Origin of the sequence: Natronosporangium hydrolyticum (assembly GCF_016925615.1) — a bacterium.
GTDB classification, from domain to species: Bacteria; Actinomycetota; Actinomycetes; order Mycobacteriales; family Micromonosporaceae; genus Natronosporangium; species Natronosporangium hydrolyticum.
The window spans coordinates 2,146,328-2,162,825 of sequence record NZ_CP070499.1 but is presented as its reverse complement, the minus strand read 5'-3'; the positions used below and the strand labels follow the sequence as shown (position 1 = coordinate 2,162,825).

General features: G+C 71.8%; 13 protein-coding genes. 2 read left to right on the top strand and 11 right to left on the bottom strand.

Annotated features, from left to right (window positions below):
* Positions 1-14: 14 nt before the first annotated feature.
* The 8 genes from JQS43_RS09645 to JQS43_RS09610 form a co-directional block, all read right to left on the bottom strand.
* Positions 15-908, bottom strand: a complete 894-nt coding sequence (locus JQS43_RS09645) for an AEC family transporter (protein WP_275581085.1) — start codon at positions 906-908, stop codon at positions 15-17.
* Positions 909-990: 82 nt separating this feature from the next.
* Complete coding sequence (locus JQS43_RS09640; protein ID WP_239678720.1) at positions 991-2,220, bottom strand: anhydro-N-acetylmuramic acid kinase; 1,230 nt, start codon at positions 2,218-2,220, stop codon at positions 991-993.
* Positions 2,217-3,140: an N-acetylmuramic acid 6-phosphate etherase gene (murQ, locus tag JQS43_RS09635; protein WP_239678719.1), complete on the bottom strand. Its 924-nt coding sequence runs from the start codon at positions 3,138-3,140 to the stop codon at positions 2,217-2,219. The genes JQS43_RS09640 and murQ overlap by 4 nt, the downstream gene beginning before the upstream one ends.
* A 34-nt stretch (positions 3,141-3,174) precedes the next feature.
* Positions 3,175-4,065, bottom strand: a complete 891-nt coding sequence (locus tag JQS43_RS09630; RefSeq protein ID WP_239678718.1) for a carbohydrate ABC transporter permease — start codon at positions 4,063-4,065, stop codon at positions 3,175-3,177.
* Positions 4,062-5,039 (bottom strand): carbohydrate ABC transporter permease, encoded by a 978-nt coding sequence (locus JQS43_RS09625; RefSeq protein ID WP_239678717.1) that lies wholly within the window; start codon positions 5,037-5,039, stop codon positions 4,062-4,064. The genes JQS43_RS09630 and JQS43_RS09625 overlap by 4 nt, the downstream gene beginning before the upstream one ends.
* 7 nt (positions 5,040-5,046) lie before the next feature.
* Entirely contained in the window at positions 5,047-6,300 is a 1,254-nt protein-coding gene (locus tag JQS43_RS09620) for an extracellular solute-binding protein (RefSeq protein WP_239678716.1), read from the bottom strand.
* Positions 6,297-7,406: a BadF/BadG/BcrA/BcrD ATPase family protein gene (locus JQS43_RS09615; RefSeq protein WP_239678715.1), complete on the bottom strand. Its 1,110-nt coding sequence runs from the start codon at positions 7,404-7,406 to the stop codon at positions 6,297-6,299. Before JQS43_RS09615 ends, JQS43_RS09620 begins: the two co-directional genes overlap by 4 nt.
* Positions 7,406-8,164 (bottom strand): GntR family transcriptional regulator, encoded by a 759-nt coding sequence (locus tag JQS43_RS09610; protein ID WP_239678714.1) that lies wholly within the window; start codon positions 8,162-8,164, stop codon positions 7,406-7,408. Before JQS43_RS09610 ends, JQS43_RS09615 begins: the two co-directional genes overlap by 1 nt.
* Before the next feature lie 398 nt (positions 8,165-8,562).
* Here JQS43_RS09610 and hrpA point away from each other — a divergent pair, with 398 nt between their 5' ends.
* Entirely contained in the window at positions 8,563-12,276 is a 3,714-nt protein-coding gene (hrpA, locus tag JQS43_RS09605) for an ATP-dependent RNA helicase HrpA (protein ID WP_239678713.1), read from the top strand.
* A 27-nt stretch (positions 12,277-12,303) separates the two neighbouring features.
* On the opposite strand, the gene JQS43_RS09600 is transcribed toward hrpA, so the two are convergent.
* Positions 12,304-14,031: a right-handed parallel beta-helix repeat-containing protein gene (locus JQS43_RS09600; protein ID WP_239678712.1), complete on the bottom strand. Its 1,728-nt coding sequence runs from the start codon at positions 14,029-14,031 to the stop codon at positions 12,304-12,306.
* A 58-nt stretch (positions 14,032-14,089) separates the two neighbouring features.
* Here JQS43_RS09600 and JQS43_RS09595 point away from each other — a divergent pair, with 58 nt between their 5' ends.
* On the top strand, positions 14,090-14,932 hold the full coding sequence (locus JQS43_RS09595) for a TetR/AcrR family transcriptional regulator (protein WP_239678711.1): 843 nt from the start codon (positions 14,090-14,092) through the stop codon (positions 14,930-14,932).
* A 15-nt stretch (positions 14,933-14,947) separates the two neighbouring features.
* On the opposite strand, the gene JQS43_RS09590 is transcribed toward JQS43_RS09595, so the two are convergent.
* A complete protein-coding gene (locus JQS43_RS09590) occupies positions 14,948-15,784 on the bottom strand; it encodes a bifunctional 5,10-methylenetetrahydrofolate dehydrogenase/5,10-methenyltetrahydrofolate cyclohydrolase (protein ID WP_239678710.1) in 837 nt (278 codons plus the stop codon).
* Entirely contained in the window at positions 15,781-16,401 is a 621-nt protein-coding gene (locus JQS43_RS09585) for a cyclodeaminase/cyclohydrolase family protein (RefSeq protein WP_239678709.1), read from the bottom strand. The genes JQS43_RS09590 and JQS43_RS09585 overlap by 4 nt, the downstream gene beginning before the upstream one ends.
* Positions 16,402-16,498 lie beyond the last annotated feature (97 nt).

Below are 16,498 nucleotides of genomic sequence, written 5' to 3'. Positions count from 1 at the left end.
GCCAGCGGGTCAATTCACCCGAGCCAGAGCGCCACCAGCACCAGCGTCACCGCCGCCAGGACGGTGGAGAGGGTCACCGCATCCCGGGCCAGCCGGGTGCCCTTGCCGAACCGGGCGGCGTAGACAAAGATGTTCTGCGCCGTCGGCAGGCCCGACATCACCACCGCCGCGAGCAGCAGCTCCCCCTCCAAGCCGAGCAGCAACGCCACCAGGTAGGCCACCAGCGGCTGCAGCACCACCTTCGCCGCCACCACCGCGTACCGGGGTTCGGCGTCGGCGCCACCGCCCCACGGCCGGGCGCCGCCGAGCGAGAGCCCCAGCGCCAGCAGCGCCAACGGCACCGCCGCCGAGCCGGTCAGTTCAAACGGCCGCAGCACCTCCGCCGGCAGGGTCCAGCCCACCGCGGTCACCACGAATCCGAGTACGCAGGCGGGGATGATCGGGTTGCGTAACGGCAACGACAGCAGGCCTCGGAGCCCCGGCCGAGAGTCGAGCAGCCACAGCGCGACCGGGCTGAACAGCAGCGTCTGGAACAGCAGCACCGGTACCGCGAACGACACATCACCGAGCACGAACGCGGCGATCGGGATGCCGAGGTAGCCGCCGTTGACGTAGGAGGCGCAGAGGGTGGCTACTGTGCCGTCGCCCCGGTCGAGCCGCCACCGCCAGCGGGCGACCGCGGCGGCCGCGATCGCCACCACCACCGTGCTGGCCAGGAACGGCACGAACGCCGGGGTAAAGACGCCGCCGACCGGGGTGGTGGCGACGGTGGCGAACAGCAGCGCCGGGGCGGCGACGAAGTAGACCACTCGCGCCAGCACGGTCTCCGCGCCGGCGCCGAGCAGTCCGGACCGGCCGACCAGCCACCCCACCAAGGTGATCACCCAGAGGGCCGCGAACGCCGCCAGAATGTCCCGCAGGGTGCCCTCCCCGTTTGCGCTGCTAGATCATTCTGGCACGGTCGGTGGCCAGGTCACCGGTGACGGGCGGTCAGCGCCGGACCAGCGCCCGCCGTGGCGGGGTGGGCAGCGGCGGCGGCAGCCGCAGCGGTTCCCGGCCCGGGGTGATCGACCCCAACACCCGGGCACCGGTCGCGCCGGTACAGCTGGGGATGGTTCCCGGCAGCCCGTGCCAGGTCAGCCAGCCGAGCACCGCGAACGCGTACGCCTCGCGGGCGTCGACCGGCAACCCCCACTGCGCCGTCGTCAACAGCTGCGCCCCGGCGGCGGCGAGCCGGCGCCGCAGCGCCGCCAGCAACCCGGCGTTGTGCACCCCGCCACCGGCGGCGAAGACCCGGCGCACCCGGTAGCGGGCGACATCGGCGGCGACCGCGGCGGCGGTGAACTCGGCCAGGGTCGCCAGTAGGTCGGCCGGCGCGAGGACCGGCGCGACCGCGAGCGCGGCGTCCAGGTAGCCGGCGTGGTACCGCTCGCGGCCAGTGGACTTCGGCGGCGCCGCCGCCAGGTACGGGTCGGCGAGCAGCACCGCCAGCAGCCGGTCGTCGACGGTGCCGCGGGCGGCCAGCGCACCACCCTCGTCGTACGGCTCGCCGGTGGCGCGGGCGACCGCCACATCGAGCAGCGCGTTGGCCGGGCCACAGTCGAAGGCGAGGGTAGGCGCGGCCGGCCGGACCACGGTGAGGTTGGCGATCCCGCCGAGGTTCAGCGCGGCCACCGGCTCGTCGCCGCCGGGCGGCCCGCCCGCGTCCGCCGACCCCACCAACAGCAGCTCGTCCACTATGCTCACCAGTGGCGCGCCTTGCCCACCGGCCGCCACATCCCGGGTACGCAGGTCGGCCACGACCGGGACGCCGGTCTGCTCGGCCAGCTGGGCCGCCGCCCCCAGCTGCAGGGTGCTGTGGACGGCGCCGTCGGGGCCGACCTCGTGGTGGATGGTCTGGCCGTGGCTGACCAGCAGGTCGACCGGCCCGTACTGGTCGATGGCGCCGACCGCCACCTCGCCGAGCGCCGCCCCGAGGTCGCGGTGCAGCCGACACAGCTCCGCCGCCCCGGCCTCGGGCGCGGCCAGGATCCGTCGCCGCAGCTCCGGCGGCCACGGGTCGGTGTGCGCAGCCAGCGGCGTGAGTTCCAGTGTGTCGCCGGCGAGCGCGAGTTGGGCGACCGCGGCGTCCACGCCATCGGCTGAGGTGCCGGACATCAGCCCGAGCACCCGAATCGGGGTGGTGCGGACCGGCGGCGCCGGCCCACCCACCGGGGTCACGGCGCGGCGCTGCCGGCCACCGCCGCGCGGACGTGGCCGGCAGCGGCCGTCAGTCGGGAACGGGCGGTCGCCGCGTCCACCCCGGCGAGCAGCATCACGGTCGCTACCTTCGCCTGGCCGCCGGCCTCGGTCAGGGCCTCGGCCGCCTGTTCGGTGTCGACCCCGGCCGCCTCCGCGACGATCCGCTGGCTGCGCCATCGCAGCTTGGTGTTGCTGGCCCGGACGTTGACCATGAGGTCGCCGTAGGTGTGGCCGAGCTTCACCATCAGCAACGTGGAGAAGGTGTTCAGCACCAGCTTCTGGGCGGTGCCCGCCTTCAGCCGGGTCGAGCCCGAGATCACCTCGGGGCCGGTGAGCGCCTCGACCGCCAGGTCGCACTCGGCGGCGATCGGCGAGTCCGGGTTGTTCACCACCGCGATGGTGAGCGCCCGCACCGCCGACGCGGCGGCGATCGCCCCCCGGACGTACGGCGTACGACCGGAGGCGCTGACCGCGAGTACGACATCGTCGCTGGTGAGCGAGGCCGCGACCAGGTCGGTGGCGCCGGCCCGGTGGTCGTCCTCGCCGTTCTCCGCCGCCTTGGGCACCGCGTCGCTACCACCGGCCATGACCCCGATGACCTGGCCCTCTTCGACGCCGAAGGTGGGGCCGCACTCGGCCGCGTCCAGCACCGCCAGCCGCCCCGGGGTGCCCGCCCCCACCTCGATCAGCCGGCCGCCGCGCCGCAGCCGTACCGCGGCGGCGTCGATCGCGGTGACCAGTTGCTCGCTGGCCGCCTGCACCGCCCGCACCGCCCGGTGGTCCTGCTCGCACAGCAGCGCCACCTGGGCGCTGGTCGGTAACAGGTCCAGGTCGGCCGCCTCCGGTAGTCGCCCTTCGGTAGCCAACCCGTTGAGGGTCCCGTCGTTGCGCGTGCTCACCGTCCCACCTTCACGATCGTCGTATGGCTGCTGATCAACCCTTGACCGCACCGGCGACCAGACCGGTGGTCAGTTTTTTGTGGACAAATAGGAAAAAGATCACCACCGGCAGCGTGAACATGACGCTGGCGGCCATGATCGCGCCGTTGTCGGTGGCGTCCCGGCCGGCGAACTGGGTGAGGCCGACCGGCAGCGTGCGGAGCGAGTCGCTGCGGATGAAGGTCAACGCGAAGAGGAACTCGTTCCAGGCGGCGATCCACGCGAAGATCGACACCGCCGCCACCCCGGGCCCGGCCAACGGCATGATCACCCGCCACATCGCCCCGAACCGGGTACACCCGTCGATCAACGCGGCGTCCTCCAGCTCGTTCGGGATGGAGAGGAAGAAGCCGCGCAGGATCCAGATCATCAGCGGGGTGATGAACGCCAGGTAGGCGATGATCAGCCCCCACAGGCTGCCCAGCAAACCGAGGTTGCGCATCACGATGAAGAACGGGATCAACAGCACGACCACCGGGAACATCTGGGTGGCGAGCACCACCAGCACCAGATACCGCCGCAGCGGCAGCCGGAACCGGGCCAGCGCGTACCCGGCGAAGATCGCCACCAGCAGTCCGAGGCCGGTGGTGCCGACCGCCACCAGCAACGAATTGCGCAGGTAGGTGGTGAACCCGGCGTCCATCACCCGCTGGTAGCGGCCCCACTCGAACTCCGAGGGCCACCACACCGGCTGCGGAGTGATGATCTCGGCGGTGGGCTTCAACGAGGTGATCACCATCCAGTAGACCGGGAAGAGCGCGAAGAGCGCCACCAGCCCGGCCGCCAGGTAGGTGAAGACGCTCGCGGTCACTCGGCGGCGGCGCGCCTGCGCCGAGGTCATCATCCGCACCCGGTCCCGGCGGGCCGGCCGCTCGGTCGTGGTCACGGCTGCTCCTCTCGCGCCATTCGCACGTAGACGACGGTGAACAGAATCAGGATGGTGAAGAGCACCATCGCCAACGCCGAACCGAGCCCGAAGTCGAGCTGCAGGATCGCCTCCCGGTAGACGCTGATCGCCAGGATCTCGCTCTGTCTAGCCGGCCCGCCCTCGGTCAACACCCAGACCTGGTCGAAGATCTTGAAGTTCCAGATGGTGGAGATCACGACCAGCACCAGCAGCAACGGCTTGAGCATCGGCAACCGGATCAACAGCAGCTGCTGCCAGGCGCTGGCACCGTCCACCTTGGCGGCGTCGATCACCTCGCTGGGGACCGTCTGCAACCCCGCCAGCAACGCGATCGACACGAACGGGAACGACTGCCAGATCACCACCAGCCCGATCACGATGAACGCGGTATACCACCGGTTGAACCACGCGAACCCGGTAAAGTCCACCCCCGGTAGCTGGGTCAACGCCCAGTTGAGGATCCCGTACTGGTCGTTGAAGAGCCACTTGTAGACGTACGAGGCGGCCACGTGCGGGATCGCCCACGGCAGCAGCACCAGCACCGCCAACACACCGCGGCCGTGGAACTTGCGGTTGAGCAGCAACGCCACCGCGATCCCGACCAGCATGGTGCCGGCGACGCAGGCCAGGCCGAACACCACCGTGACGATCGCCGACCGGCGCAGAATCGGATCGCCGATGATCTCGCGGTACTGCGCCAACCCGACGAAGTTGATCTCACCACCGGTGAGCGCGGAGAGGCCCGCCGCGTCGGTGAACGACAGCACCGCCGTACGGATCACCGGGTAGCCGACCAGGCCGGCGATGACCACCACCGCCGGAGCCACCAGCAGCAACGGCAGCAGCTTGTCGTCGAAGAGCTTCTGCGCCGACCAGCGGCGGCGGGCGCGAGGTGGGGCGTCCGGGTGGCCGGCGGGGCTCCGCCGACCACCCTTCCGCAGGGTCGTACTCACCAGTCGACTACCCGATGGCGCCGGCCAGCGCGGCGTCGATGTTGGCCGCCGCCTCCGGCACCGTCACGTCGCCGAGCATCAGCTTCTGGAACTCATCCGGGATGGCGCCGGTGCCCTCCACGCTGCCCCACCAGCCGGCGACCGGGTAGGCCCGGGAGTGGTCGACGAACTGCTCGCCGAAGACCCCGAAGAGCGGGTCGCCGCCGACCGCCGCGTCGACACCCTCCACCGTTCCGGGCAGGAACCCGATCTGGTCGGCGAACTCGGTCGCCTGCTCAGTCTCGATCATGAACTCGGCGAACTCCTTCGCCAGGTCCTGATTCTCCGACTCCTCGAAGACCGCCAGGTGGCTGCCGCCGGCGAAGACATCCCGGCTGCCGCCCGGGCCGGCCGGCATCAACGCCACCCCGACGTTGCCGTCCAGATCCGGATTGTCGTCCAGGATCACCCGCAGGTCCCAGCCGCCACCGACCATCATCGCCGACTGCTCGTTGGCGAACGCCTCCCGGACATCTGCGGAGTTCCAGGTGACCGCGCCCTCCGGCGACCAGTCCCGCTCCCACAGCTCCACAAAGAACTCCAGCGCCTCGTGGCCCTCCGGGGAGTCGTAGCCCGGCACCCACTCGTCGCCCTGCTGGGCGGCGATCTCGCCACCGGCGCCCCACACCAGCGGCTGGTTCATGTGCTGGTAGGCACCGGCCACGTGGATCGGGGCGATGTCATCCACCTCGTCGGCGATCGTGTCGCCGACCTCGAGCACCTCGTCCCAGCTCTGGGGCACGTCCACCCCGGCCTCTTCGAAGACGTCGGTGCGGTAGATCAGCGCCCGGGCCCCGGCGTACCACGGGTAGCCGTAGTTCACGCCGTCGACGACGCTCGACGCGGCCAGCCCGTCCACATACTCGGCCCCGTCCGGCGACTCCACCTCTGCGAACGCGCCCGCCTCGGCGAACTCCGGCGTCATCGTGTTGCCCAACTCGGCCACATCCGGCACCTGGCCACCGGCGATCGCGGTGGTCAGCTGCGTATGCGCGTCCGGCCAGGGGACATACTCGATGGTGACGCTGACCCCGTGCTCCTCCTCGAAAGTCTCGCCGAAGCCATCGATGGTCGCCTGCACCTCCGGGTTGCCCGGCTCCATGATCCAAACGGTCAACGAGTCGCTGTCACCACCGTCACCGTCGCCGCAGCCCGCCAGCACCAAGGCCAGCGCGGCGGCGCCGCTGACCAGCCCTGCCCCGGTTCTCCGTCGGTAATTCACCCGATCTCCCTCCTCGATTCCGCAGTTCCGGCCGCTGCCCGCCCCGGCACGTCCAGCCCGAGAGCCGGCGCCCCATCCGGGTCGGCGGGGGCGCCGACCGCACAAGAACGCAACAGCGGGTCGTACCCACCCACCGGACGCCGAGCAAGCCGGGCCGCGCCGGCCAGGCCATCACCGGCACCCGTACGTACCTCGACGTCGCCGACCCGCTCCGCCAGCCGCCGCCGCAGCGGCGCGGTGAGCAGATCCGCAACCTCGAACATCGACCCGACCAACGCCACCCGGCGCTGCTCCGCCGGCAGCACCACGCACCCGGCCGCCGCGGTCTCCGCCAGCTCGGCGACGGCGTCCCGCCAGATCGCGGCCGCCACCTCGTCCCCGCCCCGAGTAGCGACGGCGACAGCCGGTGCGAACGACGCCACCCGAGCCACCCGGCTCGTCGGGTCAGCCTCCCCGTACAGCGCCGTCACCCCGTCCCGCAGCGTGCCACCGGGCGGAGCGAACGAGGCCGTAGCCGCCTCGGCCAGCGCCGCCGACCCGCCAGCCCGGCCCTCACCGTGGCGTAGCGCCGCCGCCAGACCCGACCGACCGATCCAGAAACCGCCGCCGGCATCGCCGAACAGGTAGCCGGCGCCGTCGACCACCGTGTGCTCCCCGTTCTCCGCCACCGCCAGCGCCACCGCCCCGGTGCCCACCGCCAGCACCACACCGGCGGCGCCCGCGAAGGCGCTGGCGTGGGCGGCGACCACATCGCTCGTGACCACGATGTCGGCAACCACGAGCCGATCCGTGCCGGCGCCCAGCCCCCACCGGGACGGGGTCGCCAGCGCCCCCGCCAGCTGCTCGGCAAGCCCGGCCGCCGCGGCCGGCCGCGAGAGGCAGCCGGCGGCCGCCACCACCAGGGTGCTCGGGGTCTCGTGCGGCCACCGCCCGAGGGTCGCCAACGCGGTCACGACTCTCGCCGCGACCCGGCTTGCCCCCGCCGGGTCGGCGAGCGTGCCCTCGCTGGCCACGGTCACCACCGACTCCGGGTCGCACGCGTCCGGGGTGGGAAAATACGCCGCCCGGCAGTGCGTGCGGCCGGCATCCACCGCGAGCACCGGCATCAGGGCCCCCCAGCCGCGGGGGCCGGCGACCGGTCGGCCCGCTCCAGCCGCCCCCGGTCCGGGTGCAGATCCAGCGCGAACTGGTACCGGTCGCCCCGGTAGACCGACCGGACGAACTCCACCACCCGACCGTCGGTGGCGTGGGAGATCCGCTCGAAAAGGAAGGCGGGCGAGTGCAGCGGCACCTCAAGGATCTCCGACTCCGCCTCGTCGGTGACGGTCGCCTCGATGGTCTGCCGACCCCGCGCCAACGCCACTCCGTACCGGGCGCCGAGCAGCTCGTAGAAGGACTGGTTGTCGAGCATCTCGCCGGTCAGGTCGGGGGCGACCGACTGGGGCACATGCAGCGTCTCCAGCGCCATCGGCGCGTCGTCGGCCAGCCGCAGCCGCGCCACCCGGGTCACCCGGTCGCCGGGGGAGATCTCCAACCGGCGGCCCAGCTGGGCCCCGGCGAGCACCTCGTCCACGGCGAGGGTGCGGCTCGCCGGCACCGAACCGCGCTGCCGCATGTCCTCCGAGAACGAGGTGACCGCAAGCCCCTGCGCAATCTTGGGCTCGGCGACGAAGGTGCCGGCGCCGTGCCGGCGTTCCAACCGACCTTCTCGCACGAGCTCCTCCACCGCCCTCCGCAGCGTCATCCGGGAGACGGCGAATCGCGGTGCCAGCACCCGTTCGGGGGGCAACGCGTCTCCGACGTTGAGCTCCTCGACGAGATCGAGGATCTCGTCACGGATAGAGTGATACTTGGCGTTGCGCACCGCGCCTCCCGGTCCTGCGCCCGCCGAACCAGCGAGCCAGTGGTCTAGGACAGTACCGGCGCTACCTCCTTGTAGAACGCCGCTGGTCTAGGAATTTATCAAACTGTGATCCTGGACCTCACCCCCACGAACGGCCAATTGGTCTAGCCCACACAGCCCACCAGACCCCGCCACCCACCGCGCCGATCATGAGCGAGTTGACAGAAACGCCGGGCGTGTCGGCTGCCACGCTCATGATCGACGCGAAAAGGGCGCGGTGATCGACGCGACACTTACGATGTCCAGCCCTACTTCACAAGACCTGATCCGGGCGGCGGCCCCCGGTAGCCGGGCCCGCCGCGACCACCTGCCGAAATAGTTTGGCCACCAGATGTCGCCCGCATATTCTGGCGGGCGACATGGACACGGCGCTGAAGATCACCTACCCGGAGCAGCTGCCGATCACCGAGCGGGTCGACGAGATCGCCGCGGCGATCCGCGACCACCAGGTCGTGGTGGTGGCCGGGGAGACCGGCTCCGGCAAGACCACCCAGCTGCCGAAGATCTGCCTCCAGCTCGGCCGCGGCGAGCACGGGCTGATCGGCCACACCCAGCCGCGTCGGCTCGCTGCCCGCACCGTCGCCGACCGGGTCGCCGACGAACTCGGCGAGCAGCTCGGCGAAACCATCGGCTACCAGGTGCGCTTCACCGACCAGGTCAGCGACGGCACCCGGGTGAAGCTGATGACCGACGGCATCCTGCTCGCCGAGCTGGCGAAGGACCGGTCGCTGCGCCGCTACGACACCCTGATCATCGACGAGGCCCACGAACGCAGCCTCAACATCGACTTCATCCTCGGATATCTAGCCACCCTGCTCCCCCGCCGACCCGACTTCAAGCTGATCATCACCTCGGCGACGATCGACCCGCACCGGTTCGCCCACCACTTCGGCGCCGACACCCCGGTCATCGAGGTCTCCGGTCGCACCTACCCGGTGGAGGTCCGCTACCGGCCCCCCGCCGACGATGTCGACCAGCCGCGCGCGATCTGCGACGCGGTCGCCGAACTCGCCGCCGAAGGCCCCGGCGACATCCTGGTCTTCCTCTCCGGCGAACGCGAAATCCGGGACGCCGCCGACGCGCTCACCGGCGCCATCACCCGCAACCGGCGGCTGCACGGCACCGAGGTGCTGCCGCTCTACGCCCGGCTCTCCCTCGCCGAACAACACAAAGCCTTCGCACCCCACACCGGACGGCGGATCGTCCTCGCCACCAACGTCGCCGAGACCTCGCTCACCGTCCCCGGCATCCGGTATGTAGTGGACCCCGGGACCGCCCGGATCTCCCGCTACAGCGCGCGGCTGAAAGTGCAGCGGCTACCGATCGAGCCGATCTCCCAGGCCTCCGCCACCCAGCGGGCCGGCCGCTGCGGCCGGGTCGCCGACGGCATCTGCATCCGGCTCTACGAGGAGGACGACTTCACCACCCGGCCGACGTACACCGAACCGGAGATCCTGCGGACCAACCTCGCCTCGGTGATCCTGCAGATGGCCGCTCTGAAACTGGGCAACGTCGAGCGGTTCCCGTTCCTCGACCCGCCCGACCGGCGGCAGCTCACCGACGGCCGGCGGCTGCTGGTGGAGCTGGCCGCCTTCGACACCGACCACCGGATCACCGCGCTCGGGCGCAAGCTGGCCCGGTTGCCGGTCGACCCCCGGCTGGGCCGGATGATCCTGGAGGCTGACCGCAACGGCTGCCTGCGCGAGGTGCTGGTGATCACCGCCGCACTCTCCATCCAGGACCCCCGCGAGCGGCCGGCCGACGCCAAGGAGGCCGCCGACACCCAGCACGCCCGGTTCGTCGACCCGCAATCGGACTTCAGCGCCTACCTGAATCTGTGGCACTACCTCCACGAGCAACAGCAGGCCCGCTCCGGCAGTCAGTTCCGGAAGATGTGCCGCGACGAGTATCTAAACTATCTGCGGGTCCGGGAGTGGCAGGAGGTCCACCAGCAGCTGCGCCGGCTGGCCCGCAGCCTCGGCGGCCCGCTCAACCGCGAACCGGCCGACTCCCAACAGGTCCACACCGCACTGCTGGCCGGTCTCCTCTCCCACCTCGGCACCAAGGACGTCACCAGCAAAGATCCGCGCCGGCGCCACGAATACATCGGCGCCCGCGGCGCCCGGTTCGCGGTCGCGCCCGGGTCCGCACTGTTCAAGAAGTCTCCCCAGTGGGTGATGGTCGCCGAACTGGTCGAGACCAGCCGGCTGTGGGGGCGTACCGCGGCCGGGATCCAGCCCGAATGGGTCGAACCGGTCGCCGGCCACCTGATCAAGCGCGAGTACAGCGAACCCCACTGGGACGCCGAGCGCGGCGCGGTGATGGCGTACGAGAAGGTCACCCTCTACGGTCTGCCGTTGGTGGCCCGGCGGCGGATCAACTTCGCCCGGGTCGACCCGGCGCTGTGCCGGGAGCTGTTCATCCGGCACGCCCTGGTCGAGGGCGAGTGGCAGACCCACCACCAGTTCGTCCAGGACAACCAGGCGCTGCTTTCCCGGTTGGAGGAGCTGGAGCGTAAGGCCCGCCGCCGCGACATCCTCGCCGACGACCAGGTCCGGTACGACTTCTACGACCAGCGGATCCCGGCCGAAGTGGTGTCGGCCGCCCACTTCGACAAGTGGTGGAAGCAGACCCGGCGCAGCCAGCCCGAGCTGCTGCACTTCACCCCGGAGCTGCTGCTCAACCCGGAACGCGCGGACGCCGCCACCGAAGCCGACTACCCCGACCACTGGCGGTACGGCGAGCTGAGCTTCCCGCTGACGTACCAGTTCGAGCCCGGCACCGCCGCCGACGGGGTGACCGTCACGGTGCCGCTGCCGGCGCTGGCCCAGGCCGCCGGCGCCGGCTTCGACTGGCAGGTGCCGGGGCTGCGGCACGAGCTGCTGGTGGCGCTGATCCGGACCCTGCCCAAACCGGTACGCCGGCAGCTGGTGCCGGCGCCGCAGGTCGCCACCGAACTGCTGGCGATGGTCACGCCCCACCAGCAGCCGCTGGCGGAGGCGCTGTCGCAGGCGGCGCGCACGCTGACCGGCGCGGTGGTCGCCAGCGAGGCATGGTCGGTCGACCAGGTCCCGGACCATTTGCGGATGACCATACGGGTCACCGACGACGCCGGTGCGGTGCTCGCCGAGGGCAAGGACCTGGCCGCGTTGGCGCGCCGACTGGCCCCGGCGGCCCGGGCCAGCCTCACCGCCGCAGCCTCCCATGTCGAGCGCCGCGGGCTGACCGACTGGACCATCGGCGAACTGCCCCGACGGGTAGAGCTGTCGCGGGCCGGCCACCCGGTCACCGCGTACCCGGCGTTGGTGGATGCCGGCGACCGGGTAGATGTTCGGGTCTTCCCCACCGAGGCCGAGCAGGCCCGGCACATGCCGGCCGGCACCCGCCGGCTGCTGTTGCGGGCGCTGCCCTCCCCCGTCGGGTACGTCTCGGACCGGCTGGCGCCGGAGGCGAAGCTGGCGCTGCTGCGCAACCCGCACGGCGGCGTGCGGCCGCTGCTCGACGACTGCGCCGGCTGCGCCGTCGACGCGATCGTCACCGAGCACGGCGGACCCGCCTGGGACGAAGCCGCCTTCGCCACCCTGCGCGACCAGGTCCGCGGCAAGCTGAACCGGGCCACCCTCGGGGTGGTCACGGAGATCTTGCCGATCATGAACCTGGCGAACGAGCTGAGCCAGCGGCTGGCCACGATCGGCGACGGCGCCCGCGCCGACGCCATCCTCGACATGCGGGAACAGCTCTCGGCGTGGATCCGGCCCGGCTTCGTCACTGACGTCGGCTGGCAGCTGCTGCCCGACCTGAACCGCTGGCTCCAGGGCATCGACCGGCGGCTGGCGAAGCTCGGCGGCAATGTCGAGCGCGACCGAAAGTCGATGACCGTCATCCACCGGGTCCAGGAGGAGTACCGGCAGCTACGTTCGGCGCCACCGCCGGGCGTCAGCGACGCCGCTCTCGACACCATCGGCCGGATGATCGAAGAGCTGCGGATCAGCCTCTTCGCCCAGCAGCTCGGCACCCGCTTCCCGATCTCGGAGCAGCGGATCTACCGCACCATCGACCAGCTCACCGGCTGATCGCCGACCGCCGTCAGCCGCGCCGGCTCACCGGCGAGGGCCACGCAGCCCTGCCCGTTGCTGGATCGTGGCCGTGGCGGCGGCCAGCTCCGCCGGATCAGTGAGGGTGGTGTTGCCCTCATAGCGGACCCCGGCGGGTGGCGCCGCTGCCCCGACCGGGTCGGCGTCCCAGAAGTTACCCCGGTAGACGACGTGTTCCAGCGGCGGCGAGACCTCCAGCACCGCCGAGTTGTCCGCCCCGGTGACCACGTTCTCCTCGATCGTGACCCACGCAGCACCGTAGTCGGTGTAGAGCCCGAAGTTGTACGGCGTGCGGGTGTCCGCGATGACGTTTCCGCTGATCACCGCGGCCCGGTCGGGCGAGCCCCCCTGGTCTCCGGCGAGGTAGATGCCGCCACCGTCGGCCAGCACGCTCATGGTGCCGGTGGTGCGGTTGCGGAGAATGCGGGTCCCCTCGCCCGGCCCGGCGACGATGCCACAGTGCGGCACCTCGCTGACCTCGTTCTGCGCCACCACGCAGTCACGGGTGTCGGTCAACTGGATCCCGGGGCTACCGGAGTAGTCGAGCCCGACGTGGCGGATCCGGTTCTCCTCGAAGTGGACCGTGGCGGCAGCGGTGATGGTGACCGCACCGGCCGACAGCCCTTCGAAGTCACAGCCGCGGACCGTCAGGTCGGCGCCGGCTTCGATCGCCAGACCGGCCGCGCCGATCCGGGTGAACCGACAGCCCTCGATCTTCACGTGGCGGCAATCGGTGAAGACCACCCCGGCCGGGATGGTGCTGGCTTTGCCGGGGACCGTCACCCACGCGCCCTCCCCTAATGTCACCTGCTCGACCGGCCCACCTTCATAGAACGAGTTGCCGTGATAGTGCAGGAACCCGTTCCGGTCTCCGGGGCCGGACCAGGTCGCGTCGGCGAAGGTCAGGCCACGGAAGGAGACACCGCGCAGCCGCTCGGCGCGCAGCAGCGTCGCCACCGCCGGTACGACCGCCGGAGTGTGCTCGGGGTCCTCGTCCGGCCTCGGCAGATAGTGAAGCAGGTGCCGGCCGGGGCGAGCGCGCTCCACCACGAAGGTGCCCGGCTCGGTGAGGAAGGTGGGGTCGTTCTCCACCCGGCTGGGCAGTCCCGGCCCGTACTGGGTCACCTCCCCGTAGGAGAAGTTGTAGAGGTCGATGGCGAGGGCGAAGGCCGGCTGCACCATAGTGATCGCCACCGGGCCCTCGCCCGAGACTTCGGCGACTGGACACCGGGCCTCCGTCCAGGGGTAGACCCCCCGATAGACGAACTCGACGTCGGCCGGGCTCCGCCAGGAGCGGGGCGCGGCGCTCTCGGTGGTGTAGCCGGTCTCGGTCCTGGCAGCGTCCGGCGGCAGGCCGTCGATGCCCGCCCGCTCGGCCCGGCGGCCGGCGACGGAGAGCTGACGGGGGGCCAGATCGCCAATCTCTGCCAGCCACACCCCGTCGACCACCTGCCAGTCGCTTATCTCTCGGCCCCCGCTGATCACCACCTCCTCCTGGTCCGCGGTGCCGAAGCCGTACGCCTGGTAGCCGATCCGGCGGCCCTCGCTCGCTGAGTCGTCGCCGGTCAGCACCCATGGCTCGGAGATGGTGTGGACTCCGCCGCGGAGGTGGACGACGACCTCGCCGCCGACGTCCCGCGCCGCATCGCGGGCTCGGGTGAGGGTCCCGAACGGCCGGTCCAGGCTGCCCGGGCCGGAGTCGTCGCCCCCGACCGCCACGTAGAAGTCCTGCATTGATGCCTCCCTGTTTATGGCGTACACAAGGTGTACAGTACACACCAAGGAGGCGACGATGGCGAGGGGTTTAGCGGGAGACCCGGATCACGGGGTTGAGCTGCTCTGGGGTGACCGACCGCGGCCAGCCGCGCCACGGCGAGGGCTCACCCTCGACCAGATCGTGCCGGCCGCCATCGCGGTCGCCGACGCCGACGGGCTCGCCGGGCTCTCGATGCGCCGCGTCGCCGACCGGCTCGGCTTCACCACCATGTCGCTGTACCGCCACGTCCCGGGCCGGGACCAGCTCGTCAACCTGATGTGTGACGCCGTGATCGAGCCACCACCGGCGAAGACCGCGGACGGCTGGCGGCCCCAACTGGCGGCCTGCGCCCGCGCCGGTTGGCAGCTGCGCCGGCGCCATCCGTGGCTGGCCGAGGTGCGGGGCACCCGGCACGTACCCGGCCCCCGCGCCGTCGCGTACTTCGAGCACATGCTGAGCGTCGTCGCCGACACCAACCTCACCCCGTCCGAGATGGTCGCCGCCGTGGAGCTGGTGGGCCGGTTCGTGGACGCGGAGGCGCTGCGGCTGGTGGAGGCGGCACAGGAGGAGCGCCGCAGCGGGGTGACCGAGCAGGAATGGTGGAGTTCACGGGAGACGCTCTTCGCGCGAATGGACCGCTACCCCACCCTGAGCTGGCTGTGGGAGGCCGGCGCGTACGACGAACCGGCGGACCCGTTCGAGTTCGGCCTGGAGCGGGTGCTCGACGGCGTCGAAGTGTTGGTCAATCGACGTGACGAAACGCGTAACGAAACTTGCCCGACCTGCGGTGGTCCGGTAGCTCAGCCGACCAACGGCCGGCGCCGGGCGTACTGTTCACCGGCCTGCCGGCAGCGCGCCTACCGCAGCCGACGGTCATGACCAGCCGGGGGCGGGTCAGATCGCGGCGGTCACAGTGTGGGCGAGCAGCAGCGCGGTGGTGACCGGGCCGACCCCGCCCGGCACCGGGCTGAGCGCGTCCGCGTGCGCCGCCACCGCCGGGTCCACGTCTCCGGCCAACCCGCCGTCGGGAGTCGGGTTGGTCCCGACGTCCACCACTACCGCACCCGGCGACACATACTCGGGTCCGATCAGGTGGGTCCGGCCGACCGCGGCCACCACCAGCTCCCCGGAACGGGTCACCGCCACCAGATCCGCGGTGCGCGAGTGGCACACGGTCACGGTGGCGTCCCGGTCCAGCAGCAGCTGCGCCAGCGGCTTTCCCACCACTGTGGAACGCCCGACCACCACCGCCGGCCGCCCCGCCAGCGGCACCTCGTAATGCGCCAGGAGCCGGACCACCGCCTCGGCGGTCGCCGGGGCGAAGGCCGGCCGGCCGGCGGCGAGCCGGCCCAGCGACCACGGATTCGCACCGTCGACGTCCTTCTCGACCGCGATCGCCTCGGCGAGCTCGGCGGCGGATGCGCCCGGCGGCAGCGGAGTCTGCAGCATCACCCCGCTGACCTGCGGGTCGGCGCTGCGCCCAGTCAGCTCGCGGCGGATCGTGGCGGCGTCGGCGGCGGGCCCGAGGTCGACCACCTCGCACTCCACCCCGACCCCGCTCGCCGCCTTCGCCAACGATCGGACATACCAGCCGCTGGCGTCGTCGTCGGTGGCCGTCACGATCACCAGCCGGGCGGGCCGCCCGGCCGCGGCCAACGCGCTCGCCTGCGCCGCGGTCTCCTCGCGGATCGCGCGGGCGAGGGCTCGCCCGGCCAGCTCCCGTGCGCTCACGCGGAGATCCGCACCCGCACTGCGGCGGTGATCCGCTCGGCCCGGGCCGCCACGGTGTCGACCACCGCCATCTCGGTGGCGAGCTTGACCCGCAACACGTCGTCGGTCACGCCCGCCAAGTTGACCTCGACATTGACCCGGGCGGTGCTGGCCGCCGCCCGGGCCGCCTCCGCGGCCGCGGCGACATCGGGCAGCACATTCGGGTTGCCGACCGGGAGCAGCTCATCGGCGAGACCGATCAGCTGGCCGGCCAGCGTGGCGACCTCAGCCGGCGGCTCGGCGGCGCCGGCGAGCGCCCGGGCGATCGCCGCCGACCGGGCCGCCTGCTCGCCCGGGGTCGCCTTCGGCATCGCGTACGCCTCGGCGACCGCGCTGAAGGCCTTGGCATCCGCCTCAGCCAACGACAGTGCGGTATCGCGCAGCCGGTCGGCGGTCTCCCGCACCCGCGTGATCACCGGCTCATGGTCGGCGTACTTCGCGCCTTCGCTGTAACGGGCGACCATCGCCAGCAGCGCCGCCGACTGTGCGGCGTGCAACGCGGCCGCCGCGCCGCCACCGGGAGCCGGCATCCGGGCGGCGAGCTGACTCAAGAACTCGCTTATGGGCTGATTACGCACCTTGGCCTCCTAGCCGCCACGGCGCCCCCGCTCGTGGTCTGCCATCCGGGCCAGCATAGTGGGTCCTGGTTCTCAGGAAGCTCTCAGCACCGGCTGG

What these genes read in the sequence shown, in the direction of transcription:
- JQS43_RS09615 (WP_239678715.1), bottom strand. Translation starts at nt 7,406, where the DNA reads ATGCCGGTGCTCGCGGTGGATGCCGGCCGCACGCACTGCCGGGCGGCG.
- hrpA (WP_239678713.1), top strand. Translation starts at nt 8,563, where the DNA reads ATGGACACGGCGCTGAAGATCACCTACCCGGAGCAGCTGCCGATCACC.
- JQS43_RS09600 (WP_239678712.1), bottom strand. Translation starts at nt 14,031, where the DNA reads ATGCAGGACTTCTACGTGGCGGTCGGGGGCGACGACTCCGGCCCGGGC.
- JQS43_RS09595 (WP_239678711.1), top strand. Translation starts at nt 14,090, where the DNA reads ATGGCGAGGGGTTTAGCGGGAGACCCGGATCACGGGGTTGAGCTGCTC.